The organism is Acinetobacter calcoaceticus (assembly GCF_016508255.1).
Classification (GTDB): domain Bacteria; phylum Pseudomonadota; class Gammaproteobacteria; order Pseudomonadales; family Moraxellaceae; genus Acinetobacter; species Acinetobacter calcoaceticus_E.
In genome coordinates this window covers 303,401-320,949 of record NZ_JADVKT010000001.1, presented here as the reverse complement: position 1 = coordinate 320,949, position 17,549 = coordinate 303,401, and the positions used below count along the sequence as shown (strand labels likewise).

Here is a 17,549-nt window from a genome sequence, read left to right as displayed (position 1 = left end):
AATATAAGAGCCAATATAAAATTAAGAAAATTATAATTCAAAATCTAAAGAGAACCTTATGGTTCTCTTTTTTATATCTATTTACTCTCAGATTCAATTTCTCGTACAGCATTGTGTACTTGAATGGGCTCGATATGCAGTAATTTCTTACCAAAACTACGTAGCCACCATACTAATTGAGATGTAAAAGGTACGGTTGCTGTAACTTCGACGATATTTTCTTCAAGTGGAACTATAGTTTGGTCCTTGCTTAACTGACTTTCATAGAAAGTTCTAGCAGTTTGCTCTGTCATAGTTAATGTGAGTTGGATTGATTCAGTTGGCTGTTTGTAGTCCACTCTAAAGCCTAAAGCACCTGAATCGATATAATGATCAATATCAAAGTTGACAGGGTGTAGGGCTCGACTATCGAGTACTTTTGCTGATTTAAAACGGTGCAAGGCAAATGTTTGAACTTCGGTTTTGTCATGTCGTGTGCAAATTAAATAAATTACTGCACCTTTTTGTACCAAAGCCAATGGATTTAAAATATAAGTTTTATCTTCACCTTGATTAACTCGCGCTCGATAAATACATTCTATTTGTTTGTCTTGGAGTAGACCTTCATAAATTGCTTGTTGAGCATTTCGATCAACTACAGGCGGAATAAGCGGTTGGCTTGCCGGTACGATGCGTACTCGATTAATCCATTGTCTTACGTTGTTTTGTGTAGATAGGCTGCGTTTAGCTAAATCAAACCAAGGACCCATCTCATCAAGCAGGCTTGGGGGAAGCAAGTGTTTAAGATGCTCTTCAACCATCATAAATGTTACTGCTTGAGAGCTCGTCATGTGAGGTAAGCTCTGGATGGGTGCATCGGATTGCCACCGCCAGCCCTGAGGTACGGCTTTATTACTTTCAATTGGAAAGCGCTGAGCAATTTGATTTAAATCACGCTGAATTGTCCTTAAACTGATATCAATACCTTCACGTTCAAGCATTTCTTGTAATTCGCGTGTCCCGATCCATTTACCGGTCGGTAGGCGAGACAAGATCTGCCATTGGCGATATAAACTATTCGAAGTTTCTTTTTCTATTACAGACATAAGCGTAATACATCTATATCCAATTGCTTTGGTGTCAACACAATAAAAAATCTTTACACATTTAGCAAGTTTGTCAGATTCGGTTTACAGATCCTTTTGCAATCGATGTTAAGATTTGGAAGAAGAAAGTTATAACAAAACACCGTAAAAATATTAAAGATATATAAATGGCACTGAAATTGCTTATTTGAAAATGAAATATAGATAAATGATAAGACGAGGTGGTTATGTCAGAACAAGAGCATGAATTACATATAGATAATGATTTTTTTATACAAGAGCAGACGGCTAAAGCATTCATTAACCCAACCTCTTTTTTAGAACATATTTCCGTAAAAACTAATCTATTTGAGCAGCTAAAATCACAGTTTTTTAATGAGATGCTAGATGATGTAACATCAAATGGCGCGGCTTCAAAAAAAATTGAACAATGGTTGAGTATCCGTACTCTAGATGAGCTAAAACAATTGAATGCTCAAGCAAAGCAGCATTTTCTTTATCATGGGATTACTTTTAACGTATACGGTGATAAAGAAGGTACAGAGCGAACAATTCCTTTTGATTTAATTCCAAGGGTGATTGAAAAAAAACAATGGGAGAAAATAGCTTCGGGCTGTGCACAGCGTGTTAAAGCATTAAATTACTTCCTAGATGATATTTATCATGGGCAACATATTTTAAAAGAACAACTCATTCCCGAAGAGCAAATAATGGGGAATGAGGCTTTTCAGCCACATATGCTTAAACATTCTCTGAAAGGTAAAATTTATTCACAAATTAGCGGAATTGATATTATCCGTGATGGTGAGGGAGAGTTTTTTGTACTAGAGGATAATTTAAGAACGCCTTCTGGCGTGTCTTATATGATTGAAAGCCGAAATATTAGCCAACAATTGATGCCTGAGTTATGTGCAGCCAATAATTTACAGGGAATTGAACATTATCCAAGACTTTTAAAAGAAATATTGCAGGAGAATTCACCTGCGGATAAACCTTTTGTCGTGATACTCACACCGGGACGTTTTAACAGTGCTTATTATGAGCATGCTTTTCTAGCGCGTGAAATGGATGTGCCACTGGTTACAAATCGGGATTTATTTGTAGAAAATGATCAAGTCTTTATCAAAACTATTCGTGGGCGTCAAAAAGTAGACGTAATTTACCGCCGTTTAGATGATGATTTTCTAGATCCTTTGGCATTTCGACCAGACAGTGCTTTAGGGGTAGCAGGTCTTATGTCTGCTTATTTGCAAAAAAATGTTGTGATTGCAAATGCGCCTGGAACAGGTGTGGCTGATGATAAGTCTATTTATCCTTATGTAGACCAAATGATCCAATATTATTTAAATGAAACCCCAATTCTAAAAAATGTACCTACTTATCAGTGCCGTAAAGATGAACACCTAGATTATGTACTTTCTAATCTGGATCAATTAGTCGTTAAAGAAGCACAGGGCTCGGGTGGCTACGGCATGCTAATTGGGCCTAAAGCCAGTTCGTGTGAAATTGATGATTTTAGAAAAAAATTGATCGCCACACCTCATATGTACATTGCACAACCTACCTTGGCCCTATCTGTTGTTCCAACTTTAACTACTGCAGGGGTGGCTGAACGTCATATTGATTTACGTCCATTTGTATTAAGTTCGCCTTATCGTACAGAGATTGTACCGGGTGGCCTAACACGAGTGGCCATGCAAGCTGGCTCTTTAGTCGTAAATTCGTCTCAAGGTGGCGGCATAAAAGATACATGGGTTGTTGAAACATTACATTCCTGATTGTGGGTTAACGAGGAACTTTATGGTTTTACTCAATTCGAGTGCGCATCAAATCTATTGGTTGGGTCGATATTTAATGCGAGTTAAATTTGCTGCCTCTCATTTACCTTTTACAGAAGATGAGAAAGCAACAAAATTTGCAGCAGCATTTGGTTTGGTCATAGAAAATGCTGAATTACTAAATCACTATATGTTAGACAAGAAGCAAACATTTTCATTACTGAACCAGTTGGTTATTGCTAAAGATAATATTCAGGAACTAAGAGGCATATTGTCGTCAAATGCTTATGCAGAATTAAATAATGTTATCAACACGCTTCAAGCTCAACCTGATGCATTGAGGAAAGGTGTTGAAAGATGTATTCAAATACTGGAAGCGGAGAGTGAAGACATTTGTTTGTTTCTGCATTTAGGTCAAAAAATAGAGCAATTTGATATAGAACTACGTTTTGGGCAGGATTTATCAGCCCTCGTGTCGGAGTTAAATGTGGTGGTGCAGCGGCTTACTGGCTTAGGTTGGGAGAACGTAGATGAAAATTGGCAAGTACTAAAGCATCAGCTAACGTGGGATGCTTATTATACTTTTACACAGCAGTTGGAATATATGTTTGAGGTCTGATTATGAAATTGATGGTTAATCATCAAACGCATTATAGCTATACTGAAACTGCTCAAAACAGTATTCAGTATATTAAAATGATGCCTCAAACATCGCCGCATCAACATGTTATGAATTGGGCAATTAGTGTGCCGGGTGACAAAACGATAAAAAGGGACATATTTGACAATGTATGGATGACGGCTAGTCAGCGCTATCAATACCAACATCTTACATTTATGGCTCAAGGAATCGTTGAACTTCAAAATGTAGAGCTGGGTTGTGTAAATCTATCTACACCTACAAATTTGTTTTTGCAGATGACTAGTGCAACCCGATGCGATTTAGAAATGTTGGACTTTGCCAAAAATATTGTAGTCGTCAAAGACCGACAACATATTGCGTTATTAAGCGAATATATTTTGCAGAAAATACTTTATCAGCCTGAAAGTACATCAGTTCAGACAACTGCAACAGAAGCATTTCATGCTGGACAGGGTGTATGCCAAGATCATGCTCATGTTTTAATTGCGATGTGTCGTGCGCTACAATTACCAGCACGTTATGTCTCTGGTTATCTATTTGATCAAAACTATCCGCACCTAGCCAGTCACGCTTGGGCTGAAGTATTTTTAGAAAATCAGTGGTATTGTTTTGATGTAAGCAATCAGTTGTTTACACCCAAACATCATATTTACCTTGCAGTTGGACGTGATTATCTTGATGTTGCACCTATTCGTGGTGTAAGAGAGCAAGGTGGAGTTGAAAACATGATGTCTGTGGTTCAAGTGTTGGCATGTTGAATGTAAAGAGAATGAAATGACCTATTGTTGTGCGCTAAGATTGGAACAAGGTTTAGTGTTTATTAGTGACACGAGAACTAATGCAGGAGTTGATCATATTTCTGTGTTCCGAAAATTGCATACTTTCGGTGTTACCGGAGAACGTTTTATTGCTTTGCAAACAGCAGGTAATTTAGCAACAACACAAGCCGTGATTGGTCATTTACAAAATGCGCTTACTTTACATCAGGAACCTAATTTATATAGTGTTAATACGATGTTTGAGGCGGCTGAACTGATTGGTAAAACCTTGAAAACGGTTCTAGAGGATATTAGTTCGGATACTCAAGAACAAATGAATTATGCCTGTAGTATTTTGGTGGGTGGACAAATTAAAGGTGGCGACATGCAGCTTTATAATGTCTATCCACAAGGCAATTTCATTTGTGCAACAACAGATACGCCTTACTTTCAAATTGGTGAGAGTAAATACGGGAAACCTATTCTGGACCGTGCTTTATATTATGCAATGCCACTAGATGATGCATTGCGTTGTAGTCTAATTTCTTTTGATTCAACTTTACGTTCAAATGTTTCAGTTGGCTTGCCACTTGATGCATTGATTTACAATAAAGATAGCTTCGTTATTCCGATGGGAAAACGAATTACAGAAGATGACCCTTATTTTTCACAGATTAGTAAACAATGGTCGGATACTTTGCGTCGAGGCTTACAAGAAATGCCAAAACCGACCGATGATTACTGGCGATAAAATTGTAAAAATCTGATAAAAAAATCCAAGCAAGCTTGGATTTTTTTTATATTTTATTATTTAAATGCTTTTACGAGAGGGGCGATTACTTAAGCGACAGAGCAATTCATATCCTATTGTTCCATTTGCATCAGCAACATCATCCACTAAGCGGTGCTCACCCCAAAGTTCTACTTTGGTGCCTAATTTTACTTGCATACCCGTAACATCAATTGCAAGCATATCCATACTCACTCGGCCTACAACTGCACAGAGTTGTTGATCAATAGCGACATAATTTTGTTTAATATAAGCTCTTGGGTATCCATCACCATAACCAATAGAAACAATAGCGATATCCATTGCTTGCTTAGCACAGAAAGTAGAGCCATAACCAACATGTTCATCCGTTTGGATATGATTTAGTGCAATGACTTCTGCTGAAAAAGTCATGACTGGCTTTAGGCCAAGATCATGGACTGTTTTATCTGCAAAAGGTGAAGCGCCATAAAGCATAATGCCTGGGCGAACATAGTCAAAATGTAATTCTGGCCATTTATAAATAGCGGCCGAATTACAGCAAGATGCTAAAACTGGATCACAAGCTTGTTTAACCTGTAAAAATTGTTGTTTTTGTTGCTCATTGAGTGGATGGTCTACATCTGCATTTGCGAAATGCATCGCTAGTACACAGATAAAACCTTCAGATTTTAAAGTTTTAATGACTTCAATAATTTCAGGAACTTTAAAACCTAAACGATTCATACCGCTATTAAGCTTAACCCATACTTTTAGACCTTGGGCAATATATGCTTGTTTGTGTTTAATTAACCATTCGAATTGCTGTTGATGGTGAATTACACATTCAAATTTTTGCTCAATTGCAATGGGCATTTCATCTTCAGAAAATACACCTTCAATTAAAGTAACAGGTTGCTGAAATCCGAGTTCACGAATTTCTAAACCTTCTTGTAGGCAGGCGACGCCAAAGGCATCTGAGGCATTTAAGGCTGCTAAACAGTCTTTGATTCCATGTCCATAAGCATTAGCTTTCACCATACTTACAATTTTTGAATTTACTGCGAGTTGTTTGACACGGTTTAAATTATATTGAAGCGCATCGCGATCAATATAAACTGTTGCTTGGCGCACCCTCATTTACTCCTTTGGGCTAGGGATAGAGATAGAGTTTATTCTTCATCATCATATTGGCTGTAATACTCAGGAGAGAGATTACTAAATCGAGTATATTGACCTTCAAAAGCAAGGCGAACTGAACCAATTGGACCGTTACGCTGTTTACCAATAATAATCTCTGCGGTCCCAGCTTCTTTCGACTCTTTGTTATAAACCTCATCACGGTAAATAAACATAATTAAGTCGGCATCCTGCTCGATCGCACCAGATTCACGCAAGTCTGACATTACTGGGCGTTTATTAGGTCGGTTTTCCAGACTTCGGTTAAGCTGAGAAAGTGCGATAACAGGGCAGTGCATTTCTTTTGCTAATGCTTTTAAGCTACGTGAAATTTCTGAAATCTCACCCACACGGTTATCACCCATGCCAGGAACTTTCATGAGCTGTAAATAATCGACCATGATACAGCCGATTTTACCATCATGCATTTTGGCAATGCGTCGAGCACGGGCACGAAGTTCCGTTGGAGGTAGGGCAGATGAGTCATCAATATACAAATGCATTTGTTGAAGCTGTAAAATTGTGCCAGTCACCTTGGTCCATTCATCAGCATCTAAGTTACCCGAACGTAAATGTCCTTGGTGAACTTTACCCATTGCAGAAATAAGACGCATCGCAATTGAGTCTGCTGGCATCTCCATTGAAAACACTAGAGCAGGTAGCTTGTTGTATTGTAAAACGCTTTCAACCAAATTCATGGCGAAAGTGGTTTTACCCATAGATGGACGCGCAGCAACAATAATTAAGTCACCAGCTTGCATACCAGATGTTTTGTTATCAAGCTCTAAGAAGCCAGTAGTTAAACCTGTAATATTGCCATCTAGTTTTGAAAGTTCATCGAGTTTACTAATTACATCGGCAGTAACAGAACTAATAGACTTAGGGCCGGCATCTTTTTTATTGTTATTGTGCTGTTCGGCTAAAGAGAAAATACTGGTTTCTGCTAAATCTAAGATTTCACTAACACCTCGACCTTTTGTGTCATAAGCATTTTGTAAAATTTCAGTACTGACTTTAATCATGCTACGAAGCGTAGAGAACTCTTTAATTTTGGTGGCATAAGTTTCTAAGTTGTAAAAACTTGATGGTGAATCAGCCATAAGCTGCATTAAATATTCTTCGCCACCAATGGCATCAAGTAAATTTTGTTTTAAAAGCCAGTCATTCACTAAGACCGCATCATAAGGTGAATTTTCTTGTGCGAGTTTTTCGATTGCACGGTAAATATATTTATGGCGAGTCGCATAGAAATCATTTTCTTTTAACATATCGCTGACTTGCTCGAAAGATTCGGCAACTGTCATGAGTGCAGCAAGTACAGCTTGCTCAATGGCTAAGTTGTGTGGGGGAGTGCGAAACTCTTTAAGTTGGCCTGATTCACTCGTCTTATTTTCTGTTGGAGATGAAAGAGTTAAAGAAGTGGCATTCGCCTGAGACATAATTAGACCTGATGATAAGAAAGGTGTACGCAAATAGCCTGTGAGGCCGAGAACTATCTTAAAACAAAATTAAATAAACTACCTAATTAAAAAACCAATTAAACTAAAGAACTGATCAGGAATTAATATATCTTATTTTAAAAAATGACCCATAAAAAAAGAGCATGCAAAAGCATGCTCTTTTTTTGATGAGAAATTACTCAGATACGATAGTAACGAGAACTTCTGCAACAACATCATGATGCAATTGGATTGCGATGTTGAATTCACCAGTGTGACGAAGAGCGCCATTCGGTAAACGAACTTCTGCACGGTCAACTGTAAGACCAGCATTCGTTAAAGCGTCAGCGATATCACGAGTACCGATAGAACCGAAGAGTTTACCTTCGTCACCAGCTTTAGCAGTGATAACGATGTTAACTTCATTCAATTGTTCAGCACGTGCTTGAGCAGCAGCTAAAATTTCAGCTTCTTGCTTCTCAAGTTCAGCGCGACGAGCTTCGAAAGCAGCAGTGTTAGCTTCAGTAGCTGCAACTGCTTTACCTTGAGGGATAAGGAAGTTACGGCCGTAACCAGCTTTAACTGATACTTTATCGCCTAATTTACCAAGGTTTTTAATGCGTTGTAATAAGATAACGTCCACAGATCACCTCACTTATGGTTGTCAGTGTACGGAATCAAAGACAAATAGCGAGCTTGTTTGATAGCAAGTGCTAATTGACGTTGATAACGAGCTTTAGTACCTGTGATACGGCTAGGAACAATCTTGCCGTTTTCAGTGATGTACTGTTTTAAAGTGTCGATATCTTTGTAGTCGATGTACACAACATTCTCAGCTGTAAAGCGGCAGAACTTGCGACGACGGTAAAAACGTGCCATTGATGTTCTCCTTATTCAGCTTCGTGAGTAACTTGCTGTGCTTCTTCGCGTTGAGCTTTACGCGCACGCTTTTCTTCAGCACTTTTAGCAAGCAATGACTCTTCAGTGATTGCGTGTTCACGACGGATGATAAGGTTACGAATGATCGCGTCGTTATAACGGAATAATTCTTCTAGCTCATCAAGCGTAGTTTGACCACATTCAACATTCATAAGAATGTAGTGTGCTTTGTGAATTTTGTTAATTGGGTAAGCCAATTGACGACGGCCCCAATCTTCTAAACGGTGAATTTGACCTTCAGCTTCTTTGATCTGAGAGATATAGCGTTCAACCATACCTACAACTTGATCGCTTTGATCTGGGTGTACTAAAAGTACGATTTCGTAATGACGCATTGTCAGCTCCTTACGGTTTAAACAGCCCCTAATAAATAAAATATTAGAAGCAAGGAGTCATAACTTAATAAGTTATGTCGCAAAATTTGCGAAGGCTGAATTATAGGTAAAAATGCGACCAAAAACAAATCTTTTGATGAGAAAAATAAAACTTCTTTACTATAAGAGAAAATCCTCCCTTATTTAAAAGAGAGGAAGATTTGGAGCAGGGGATTGATAGGTAAAGCTAAAGCTCAAACTTAACAGGGTAATTAGTATGACCGAGTAAAGGAAAAAACGTTTAGCCCAAAGTTGGTCATTTTCAGCTTTAAATCCAATAATTGATAAATATAACCAATACGCTGTTAATGCATTAAAGGTTATTAGAAAAAATATATTGGTATAGCCAAAACAATATAAACCATTCAATACAGCTGCAAACAATAGAATATAAATGACACATTCTATTTTCGTACGATAAATAGAGCGTGCAACTGGCAGAATCGGGATTCCCGCTTTTTTGTAATCGTCAAAACGATAAATAGCAATTGCCCATGAATGTGGCATTTGCCATAGCGCATAAGCCAAAAACAAAAGTAAGGCCGCTACATCAAAATGATGAGTTACTGCTGTATAACCAATAACAGGAGGACTCGCCCCGGAAATACTACCAATTACGGTTTGATGGATTGAGGTACGTTTTGTCCACAAACTATAAAAACCGACATAGACAATAAAACCAATTATTGCAAACAAAAAAGCGTAAGCATTTACACCGAACCACAAAATACTAAAACCAATAAGTCCAAGAACAAATGCGTATATAAGTGCAACAGTAGGAGAGATGGTTTTTTTGACCAGTGCACGATTTTGCGTACGCTGCATTTTGGTATCGATGTCTTGGTCTATAACATTATTTACAACACAACCAGAAGCCACAACTAAAGTTGTTCCAACTAAGGTGAGTAGTAATAATAAGATGTCTATAGAGCCTTGGGCGGCTAAGAAAAAGCCGCCCAAGGTGGTAATGAAATTACCGAAGAGAATTCCTGGTTTAGTCAGGAATAGATATTTTTTCAACATGTCAATCAGTTTAGATCATCATGTTGTAGTGAAGGTAATTCATAATCCACACAGAACCGATTAAAAGTACCGCGATACATAAGATTGTGTAGATGAATGCAATCATATTCCAGCGTTGTTCAGATGATGTATTCATGTGTAAGAAGTACACAAGTTGTACAAGAACCTGAGCAACGGCAGCGATAGCAATTACTGTAACTAAGATGCCACGACTGAAACCACCCGCCATCACCATCCCGAACGGGATGATGGTGAGGATAACAGAAAGGATAAATCCAACAGTGTATTGCTTAAAGTTACCGTGTGACGCACCTGCAGCATTATGGTCATGACTACTCATTAGAGAACTCCCAGTAAGTAAACGACGCTGAATACACAGATCCAAACGATGTCAAGGAAGTGCCAGAACAAGCTTAAGCAAGCTAGACGACGTGTATTCGGTAATGTCAAACCTTTAGTTTTGATTTGATACATCAATACCAACATCCACACTAAACCTGAAGTTACGTGGATACCGTGTGTACCAACCAAAGTAAAGAACGATGATAAGAATGCACTGTGAGTTGGACCATGACCTTCTTCTACAAGGTGATGGAACTCATAAAGTTCCATTCCAATGAACGTTGCACCAAAAAGGAATGTAATAAATAACCAAGTGATTACTTGATTCACATTCTTTTTATAAGATGCAAGTACAGCAAAACCGAAAGTTACCGATGAAATCAATAAGGCAAATGTTTCAGTTAACACGTAGCCTAATGAGTCATGGAATAGGTCATATGCACTTGGAGTTCCTGGTGGAATATGACTGCTTAATACAGCGAACGCAATGAAGAGTGATCCGAAAAGAATCAAGTCACTCATCAAGTATGTCCAGAAACCAAAGACCGTTAAGTCAGTATCATCATGTTCATGATGACCATCGTGGCCGTGGTTGTCGTGATGAAGTACTTCAGCCATTTCCTTAGTCCTTCTTCAAGTGTTTTTCAAGTAAAGCATAGCGTTCGTTTTCAATACGCTCAACTTCAGCAGCCGGAACATAGTAATCAACATTCTTAGTGAATGAGCTTACGATCAAGCTAACAACAGCTGAAACGAATGAAACAACAACGAGCCACCAAATATGCCAGATGAGTGCAAAGCCAAGAATTGTAATGAACATTGCAATGACAAAACCAGCAGCACGATCGGTCGGCATGTGGATGTCTTCATATTTAGTGTTACGTGCGTATGCTACACCATTTTCTTTGTCAGTCCAGAAACGGTCGATACCGCTTGCATCTGGTTCATGCGCAAAGTTATAGAACGGAGCAGGGGAAGAAGTCGCCCATTCAAGCGTACGTGCATCCCATGGATCGCCTGTAAGGTCCATGTTGTCTTTGCGCTGTAAGAAACCAACAATGATTTGCATTAAGAAACATGCAATACCAATCGCAACGAGAACAGCACCAAATAATGCAATTGCAAGGTAAGGATCCCATTCAGGGTTGTCATATGTATTCAAACGACGAGTCATACCCATGAAACCAAGGATATAAAGTGGCATGAATGCAAAGTAGAAACCGAAGAACCAGAACCAGAACGCAGCTTTACCCCATGCTTCATTGAGCTTCCAACCAAACATTTTTGGCCAGTAGTAAATGATGCCGGCAAACATACCAAACACCACACCACCGATAATTACGTTATGGAAGTGAGCGATCAAGAATAATGAGTTGTGTACAAGGAAGTCCGCAGGTGGAACAGCCATAAGTACACCAGTTAAACCACCAATACCAAATGTGATAAGGAAGCCAAGCGTCCATAACATTGGAGTAGTAAAGGTGATGCGACCTTTGTACATTGTGAATAACCAAGAGAAGATTTTCACACCAGTAGGAATCGCAATAACCATGGTCATGATACCGAAGAACGCGTTAACGTTCGCACCAGCACCCATGGTAAAGAAGTGGTGAAGCCATACAACGAACGCAAGAACTGTAATCGCGATAGTTGCATACACCATAGACTTATAACCGAACAACGCTTTACGAGAGAAGGTTGCAACGATTTCTGAGTATAGACCAAATGCAGGTAATACCAAGATATATACTTCTGGGTGACCCCATGTCCAGATCAAGTTCACATAAAGCATTGGGCTACCGCCAAGCTCATTTGTGAAGAAATGGAAGCCGAAGTAACGGTCTAGAGTTAACATTGCAAGCGTACCTGTTAATACAGGGAACGATGCGATGATTAATACAGCCGTACAAAGTGAAGTCCACGTAAAAATAGGCATATCCATTAATTTCATGCCAGGTGCACGCATTTTAATGATGGTAACAAAGAAGTTAACACCAGATAAAAGCGTACCTAGACCAGAAACCTGAAGTGCCCAGATATAGTAGTCAACACCTACACCAGGAGAATATTGAATGCCAGACAGAGGAGGGTAAGCCATCCAACCAGTCGCAGCAAATTCACCTAATACAAGTGAAAGCATCATCAAACCAGCAGCACCAGCGAATAACCAGAAGCTTAAAGAGTTTAATAATGGGAATGCAACGTCACGAGCACCAATCTGTAAAGGTACAGAGATGTTCATCATACCAACAACGAGACCCATTGCTACGAAGAAGATCATGATTACACCGTGCGCGGTGAAGATCTGGTCGTAATGGTCTGGATGTAGATAACCTTCGCCGCCGCCTTTAGCGAGGAAAAGTTGTAGACGCATCATAATTGCATCGGCGAAACCACGCAAAAGCATGACTACAGATACAAGAATGTACATGATACCAATTTTTTTATGGTCTACCGTAATAAACCACTCATTCCACAAATATCCCCATTTTTTGAAATAGGTGATACCGCCAAGCACAACAATTGCACCAAGTGCCATAAGGACCATGGTGACAAGCACGATTGGCTCTGTCGGGATAGAGTCCCAACCCAGTTTACCAAAAATCATATCCATGTCTTATTCCCCTTGAGCAGCGTGTTCAGCTGTTGCATGCGCAGCAGAGTGGTCAACACCATGATAGTTACTCATATAGTGGTTGATAATTGTTTCAAACAATTTTGGTTCAACTGAAGAGTAATAAGTCACAGGGTGTGGCTTAGTCGGGAACGGTTTCATAGCTTCAGCTTTAGCAAGCGCTTCTTGATCACCAGCAGCTTTAGCACGATTTACTAAATGCTCGATCTGATGCTTAGAACGGTCACCATCACGTAAGGTTGCCAATTCAGCTTGGTCAAGCGTAGTTTTTTGAACTGCTTCTGGGTTAATGGTAGAACCATTACCTGCTTTAACAGCTGCTACCCATTCGTTGAATTGTTGCTCTGTAACACTATGCGCCTTGAAACGCATTTGAGAGAAACCGTAACCTGAGTAGTTAGAAGAGAAACCACGATATACACCAGATTCATTTGCTAACAAATGAAGGTGAGTTTGCATACCTGCCATTGCATAAATCTGGCCGCCTAACTGTGGAATGAAGAATGAGTTCATTGTAAAGTTAGAAGTGATTTTAAAGCTTAACGGAGTTTTTTCAGGGAAACGTACTTCGTTAACTGTTGCAATGTTTTGTTCAGGATAAATAAAGATCCACTTAAACTGCTCAGCAACAACTTGAATAGTTAAAGGTGCTTTATCTGATTCTAAAGGACGGTATGGGTCATACTTGTGGGAACCCCACCAAGTTAACCAAGCTAAAATACCAATAATAATGACAGGAATACCCCATACTACAACTTCAATTGTAGTTGAGTGTGCCCATGTAGGTTTATAGTCTGCATCTTTATTTGACGCGCGATATTTCCAACCAAACCATAATGCCATGATGATTGAAGGAATCACCACAAGTAACATTAAATAGATCGCAGTCATCATAAGGTCACTTTGACCTTGACCAACTGGACCTTTAGAGTTTAGAAGTACCATATCACCACCACACCCAGTCAAAAGTGCGGCAAGCGTTGATAAAGACAATACAGCTAAAATCGTTTGTCTCATTTTACAACCTCGGTGAAGAGTCCCATTCCCTAATTAAATATGGGATAGCGATTAAAGTGTCGCATGATTGAGAACGCTAATCCTTAAATTTAGACTTCTCAATTATATGACACCGCTACGTTGTAGGGCATTATGCCTCATATCGACAAACTAAGCTATACATAAAGCCGTCTGAAATAATTGTTTTAAAACCCGATTTTTTTTGTAGGGTATTTAATCAGTATGGAGCTTTTATTTAAATATCAACTCTCTATAGAAAAAATGGAGGCAAGGTGCCTCCATTTTTTTAGACTTTAAAACAATGAGTCATTTGCTATCATTTGATCACTTTTGTTCTTGCAATTTTGTCATGTAGAGCTTGACGTTTTTGCCCTAATGCAAATGCATAGTCAATAATTGTACTAATAGGCATAAACAGTAAATTTAAAATGATAAAAACAACGCTTCTTAATAAGAAGATGCGAGTTAAATTAACTTTGCCATTACTTTCAAAATCTACAATTTTAATGCCAACAATTTTCTTACCTATACTTTGTCCAAACTTTGTTAAAAGAATGGCTTGAATTGCAAGCATGATTACCACGTAAAGAAGCATCGAGTGCCAAGCTTCTATAGGAATTAAAGTAAAAAGTTGCTGTTGTAATTCTGCTGCTTTAGTTGATGCAACTTCAGCTGATTGCATTTGTTTTTGCAATTCAAATAATTGCTTATATTCAGATTCATTAAAGAAAAAAGAAGGAATTGCAGCTATTGGCAACCAAAGCAATAAATCAATAATTTTTGCCAAAGCTCGAGATTGAATAGAGGCAAGTTCGTGAATTTTAGGCTCTACACGAATTTGACGAATAGTTTCATTAGGTGAGCTGTTTGCATTTATGACAGGTGCAGAATAACCGATAGGTTGATATACAAGTTTACCTTGGGTTAATTCTCCTAAAGCTTTCCACTCTGTCATGCCTTCATGCCAAGCTAAATCAGTTAACAAAATTTGTTGGCTAGCCAACATTTGATTTACTTGCTCTAAGGTGTAAGGCCCAGCTTGTTGATTATTACGTGCCAAGTAAATTTGCATAAATAAAAATTCTCTGTTCTAAAGATGAAAAAAGACCCACGGATGGGCCTTTTTTTATAACATATTAGATTTGCTTGATTTTTTCTTCAGCAAGGAAGAACCATGTATCTAAAACTGAGTCAGGGTTAAGAGAAACAGACTCAATACCTTGTTCCATTAACCATTTTGCAAGATCTGGATGGTCTGAAGGACCCTGACCACAGATACCTACATATTTGCCCGCTTTACGGCAGGCATGAATTGCCATTGAAAGAAGTGCTTTAACTGCTGCATCACGCTCATCAAATAGGTGTGAAACAATACCTGAGTCACGGTCAAGACCTAGGGTTAACTGAGTTAAGTCATTTGAACCAATAGAGAAACCATCGAAATGCTCTAGGAATTGTTCAGCTAATAGGGCATTCGTTGGTAATTCACACATCATGATTACTTTTAAGCCGTTCTCACCACGTCTCAAACCATTTTGTGCTAGTAACTCAATAACGCGTTTTGCTTCAGATACAGTACGTACAAAAGGAATCATGATTTGAATATTGGTTAGACCCATTTCATCACGAGCTTTCTTAAGTGCACGGCATTCTAATTCAAAGCAGTCACGGAAGTTGTCAGATACATAACGGCTTGCACCACGGAAACCCAACATTGGGTTTTCTTCTTCAGGCTCGTATAACTTACCGCCAATCAAGTTTGCATATTCATTTGATTTGAAGTCAGACATACGAACAATAACTGGCTTGTCACCAAATGCAGCAGCAAGAGTCGCAATACCTTCAACCAATTTTTCAACATAGAAATCTACAGGTGACGCATAACCAGCAGTACGAGTTAGAACTGCAGCACGAGTTTCACGAGGTAGGCTATCAATGTTGAGTAGGGCTTTAGGGTGCACGCCGATCATACGGTTAATAATGAACTCAAGACGAGCAAGACCAATACCTTCATTTGGAATTTGAGCAAAGTCAAATGCACGGTCAGGGTTACCTACGTTCATCATAATTTTGAACGAAAGCTTAGGCATAGATTCAATTGAGTTACGTTGAACTTCGAAATCTAAAGCACCTTCGTAAATGAAGCCAGTGTCACCTTCAGCACAAGAAACAGTTACTTCTTGACCATCAGTCAATACTTCTGTTGCATTACCACAGCCTACAATCGCAGGTACACCAAGCTCACGTGCAATAATTGCTGCGTGACATGTACGACCGCCACGGTTAGTAATAATTGCTGCGGCACGCTTCATTACCGGTTCCCAATCAGGATCGGTCATATCTGATACAAGAACGTCGCCTTCTTGAACTTTGTCCATTTCTTTAATTGAGCTAATAATGCGGACTTTACCAGAACCAATACGTTGACCAATTGAACGACCTTCACAAAGAACAGTACCTCTTTGTTTTAGAAGATAGCGTTCCATTGTGCCAACATTTTGACGGCTTTTTACTGTTTCAGGGCGAGCTTGAACAATATAAATTTGGCCATCATCGCCATCTTTTGCCCATTCGATATCCATTGGAGCACCATAGTGCTGCTCAATAATAAGCGCTTGTTTAGCTAGCTCTTGTAACTCATGGTCATTTAAAGCAAATTGTTGGCGCTCTTGTTTCTCAACATCAACAACGACAACTGATTTACCAGCAGAACCTTCTTCACCATAAATCATTTTCTGGTGTTTTGAACCAAGGTTACGGCGTAAAACTGAGTGTCTACCAGCATTTAATAATGGTTTAGATAAGTAAAACTCATCTGGGTTAACGGCACCCTGTACAACCATCTCGCCTAAACCATAAGAGGCTGTAATAAATACGACTTCACGGAAACCAGATTCAGTATCAAGTGTAAACATTACACCCGCAGCGCCAGTTTCAGAGCGAACCATACGCTGAACGCCTGCAGAAAGTGCAACGACATCATGGTCAAAACCTTGATGTACACGGTAAGAAATTGCACGGTCATTATATAGAGAAGCAAATACTTCTTTAATCGCAATAAGAACGTTATCAATACCGCGAATATTCAGGAAAGTTTCTTGTTGACCTGCGAATGAAGCATCTGGTAAATCTTCAGCAGTTGCAGATGAACGAACGGCAACCGCGATTTCTGGGTTACCGTTAGAAAGTGTTGTAAAAGCAGCGCGAATTTCTTGTTCTAAGGTTGCAGTGAGTGGAGTCTCTACAATCCATTGACGAATTTTAGCACCTGTTTCTGCAAGAGCATTTACATCATCGACGTTGAGTTGAGCAAGTTCTGCTTGAATTCGAGCGTTAAGACCGCTTTGATCTAAGAACTCACGATAGGCATCAGCAGTAGTGGCAAAACCACCAGGTACCGATACACCAGCATTTGATAAATGGCTGATCATTTCACCCAAAGATGAGTTTTTCCCACCTACGAGTTCGACATCGTGTTTCCCTAATTTTTCTAGACCGATTACGCGCGCTTCCAAAGTTTTCACTCCACTTTTGCAGTATTAATGTCTATCTTGGCATGAAATTATAAAAATAAAGTGCTTAGTTGAGA

General features: G+C 39.1%; 17 protein-coding genes. 4 read left to right on the top strand and 13 right to left on the bottom strand.

The annotated features are described in order from the left end of the window. Window positions 1-77: 77 nt before the first annotated feature. Window positions 78-1,085, bottom strand: coding sequence for a helix-turn-helix transcriptional regulator (locus I5515_RS01520; RefSeq protein ID WP_199964430.1), 1,008 nt, complete (start codon window positions 1,083-1,085; stop codon window positions 78-80). A 227-nt stretch (window positions 1,086-1,312) separates the two neighbouring features. Here I5515_RS01520 and I5515_RS01515 point away from each other — a divergent pair, with 227 nt between their 5' ends. From I5515_RS01515 to I5515_RS01500, 4 genes are read left to right on the top strand one after another with little or no spacing between them, the layout of a single operon-like run. After that, window positions 1,313-2,863, top strand: a complete 1,551-nt coding sequence (locus I5515_RS01515) for a circularly permuted type 2 ATP-grasp protein (protein ID WP_199964429.1) — start codon at window positions 1,313-1,315, stop codon at window positions 2,861-2,863. Between the two features lie 22 nt (window positions 2,864-2,885). Continuing rightward, window positions 2,886-3,482 (top strand): alpha-E domain-containing protein, encoded by a 597-nt coding sequence (locus I5515_RS01510; protein WP_199964428.1) that lies wholly within the window; start codon window positions 2,886-2,888, stop codon window positions 3,480-3,482. Window positions 3,483-3,484: 2 nt separating this feature from the next. Then, entirely contained in the window at window positions 3,485-4,264 is a 780-nt protein-coding gene (locus I5515_RS01505; protein ID WP_199964427.1) for a transglutaminase family protein, read from the top strand. Between the two features lie 16 nt (window positions 4,265-4,280). Further along, window positions 4,281-5,015: a proteasome-type protease gene (locus I5515_RS01500; protein WP_151963140.1), complete on the top strand. Its 735-nt coding sequence runs from the start codon at window positions 4,281-4,283 to the stop codon at window positions 5,013-5,015. A 60-nt stretch (window positions 5,016-5,075) separates the two neighbouring features. Here the strand turns inward: I5515_RS01500 and alr are convergent, their stop codons facing one another. From alr to ppsA, 12 genes are all read right to left on the bottom strand, one after another. Then, window positions 5,076-6,146 (bottom strand): alanine racemase, encoded by a 1,071-nt coding sequence (gene alr, locus I5515_RS01495; RefSeq protein ID WP_199964426.1) that lies wholly within the window; start codon window positions 6,144-6,146, stop codon window positions 5,076-5,078. A 38-nt stretch (window positions 6,147-6,184) separates the two neighbouring features. Beyond that, window positions 6,185-7,630, bottom strand: a complete 1,446-nt coding sequence (dnaB, locus tag I5515_RS01490) for a replicative DNA helicase (RefSeq protein WP_199964425.1) — start codon at window positions 7,628-7,630, stop codon at window positions 6,185-6,187. A 196-nt stretch (window positions 7,631-7,826) separates the two neighbouring features. Beyond that, entirely contained in the window at window positions 7,827-8,273 is a 447-nt protein-coding gene (gene rplI, locus I5515_RS01485) for a 50S ribosomal protein L9 (protein WP_004700828.1), read from the bottom strand. 8 nt (window positions 8,274-8,281) lie between these two features. Then, window positions 8,282-8,509, bottom strand: coding sequence for a 30S ribosomal protein S18 (gene rpsR / locus I5515_RS01480; protein WP_004791454.1), 228 nt, complete (start codon window positions 8,507-8,509; stop codon window positions 8,282-8,284). 11 nt (window positions 8,510-8,520) lie between these two features. Continuing rightward, on the bottom strand, window positions 8,521-8,904 hold the full coding sequence (gene rpsF, locus I5515_RS01475; protein WP_003652481.1) for a 30S ribosomal protein S6: 384 nt from the start codon (window positions 8,902-8,904) through the stop codon (window positions 8,521-8,523). 183 nt (window positions 8,905-9,087) lie between these two features. Beyond that, window positions 9,088-9,966, bottom strand: coding sequence for a heme o synthase (gene cyoE, locus I5515_RS01470; protein ID WP_199964424.1), 879 nt, complete (start codon window positions 9,964-9,966; stop codon window positions 9,088-9,090). Between the two features lie 10 nt (window positions 9,967-9,976). After that, window positions 9,977-10,306 carry a cytochrome o ubiquinol oxidase subunit IV gene (locus tag I5515_RS01465; protein ID WP_004643325.1) on the bottom strand — a complete coding sequence of 110 codons (330 nt, stop codon included), beginning with the start codon at window positions 10,304-10,306 and terminating at the stop codon, window positions 9,977-9,979. Beyond that, window positions 10,306-10,926: a cytochrome o ubiquinol oxidase subunit III gene (gene cyoC, locus I5515_RS01460; protein ID WP_005306751.1), complete on the bottom strand. Its 621-nt coding sequence runs from the start codon at window positions 10,924-10,926 to the stop codon at window positions 10,306-10,308. The genes I5515_RS01465 and cyoC overlap by 1 nt, the downstream gene beginning before the upstream one ends. Before the next feature lie 4 nt (window positions 10,927-10,930). After that, the gene (gene cyoB / locus I5515_RS01455; protein ID WP_003652474.1) at window positions 10,931-12,922 is read right to left on the bottom strand and encodes a cytochrome o ubiquinol oxidase subunit I; all 1,992 of its coding nucleotides are present in this window, start codon (window positions 12,920-12,922) and stop codon (window positions 10,931-10,933) included. 3 nt (window positions 12,923-12,925) lie between these two features. After that, a complete protein-coding gene (gene cyoA / locus I5515_RS01450) occupies window positions 12,926-13,960 on the bottom strand; it encodes a ubiquinol oxidase subunit II (protein ID WP_199964423.1) in 1,035 nt (344 codons plus the stop codon). A gap of 316 nt (window positions 13,961-14,276) precedes the next feature. Beyond that, window positions 14,277-15,032, bottom strand: coding sequence for an RDD family protein (locus I5515_RS01445; RefSeq protein WP_199964422.1), 756 nt, complete (start codon window positions 15,030-15,032; stop codon window positions 14,277-14,279). Between the two features lie 64 nt (window positions 15,033-15,096). After that, on the bottom strand, window positions 15,097-17,484 hold the full coding sequence (gene ppsA / locus I5515_RS01440; RefSeq protein ID WP_199964421.1) for a phosphoenolpyruvate synthase: 2,388 nt from the start codon (window positions 17,482-17,484) through the stop codon (window positions 15,097-15,099). Window positions 17,485-17,549: the final 65 nt, after the last annotated feature.

What these genes read in the sequence shown, in the direction of transcription:
- I5515_RS01520 (WP_199964430.1), bottom strand. Translation starts at nt 1,085, where the DNA reads ATGTCTGTAATAGAAAAAGAAACTTCGAATAGTTTATATCGCCAATGG.
- I5515_RS01515 (WP_199964429.1), top strand. Translation starts at nt 1,313, where the DNA reads ATGTCAGAACAAGAGCATGAATTACATATAGATAATGATTTTTTTATA.
- I5515_RS01510 (WP_199964428.1), top strand. Translation starts at nt 2,886, where the DNA reads ATGGTTTTACTCAATTCGAGTGCGCATCAAATCTATTGGTTGGGTCGA.
- I5515_RS01505 (WP_199964427.1), top strand. Translation starts at nt 3,485, where the DNA reads ATGAAATTGATGGTTAATCATCAAACGCATTATAGCTATACTGAAACT.
- I5515_RS01500 (WP_151963140.1), top strand. Translation starts at nt 4,281, where the DNA reads ATGACCTATTGTTGTGCGCTAAGATTGGAACAAGGTTTAGTGTTTATT.
- dnaB (WP_199964425.1), bottom strand. Translation starts at nt 7,630, where the DNA reads ATGTCTCAGGCGAATGCCACTTCTTTAACTCTTTCATCTCCAACAGAA.
- rpsR (WP_004791454.1), bottom strand. Translation starts at nt 8,509, where the DNA reads ATGGCACGTTTTTACCGTCGTCGCAAGTTCTGCCGCTTTACAGCTGAG.
- rpsF (WP_003652481.1), bottom strand. Translation starts at nt 8,904, where the DNA reads ATGCGTCATTACGAAATCGTACTTTTAGTACACCCAGATCAAAGCGAT.
- cyoE (WP_199964424.1), bottom strand. Translation starts at nt 9,966, where the DNA reads ATGTTGAAAAAATATCTATTCCTGACTAAACCAGGAATTCTCTTCGGT.
- I5515_RS01465 (WP_004643325.1), bottom strand. Translation starts at nt 10,306, where the DNA reads ATGAGTAGTCATGACCATAATGCTGCAGGTGCGTCACACGGTAACTTT.
- cyoC (WP_005306751.1), bottom strand. Translation starts at nt 10,926, where the DNA reads ATGGCTGAAGTACTTCATCACGACAACCACGGCCACGATGGTCATCAT.
- cyoB (WP_003652474.1), bottom strand. Translation starts at nt 12,922, where the DNA reads ATGGATATGATTTTTGGTAAACTGGGTTGGGACTCTATCCCGACAGAG.
- cyoA (WP_199964423.1), bottom strand. Translation starts at nt 13,960, where the DNA reads ATGAGACAAACGATTTTAGCTGTATTGTCTTTATCAACGCTTGCCGCA.
- I5515_RS01445 (WP_199964422.1), bottom strand. Translation starts at nt 15,032, where the DNA reads ATGCAAATTTACTTGGCACGTAATAATCAACAAGCTGGGCCTTACACC.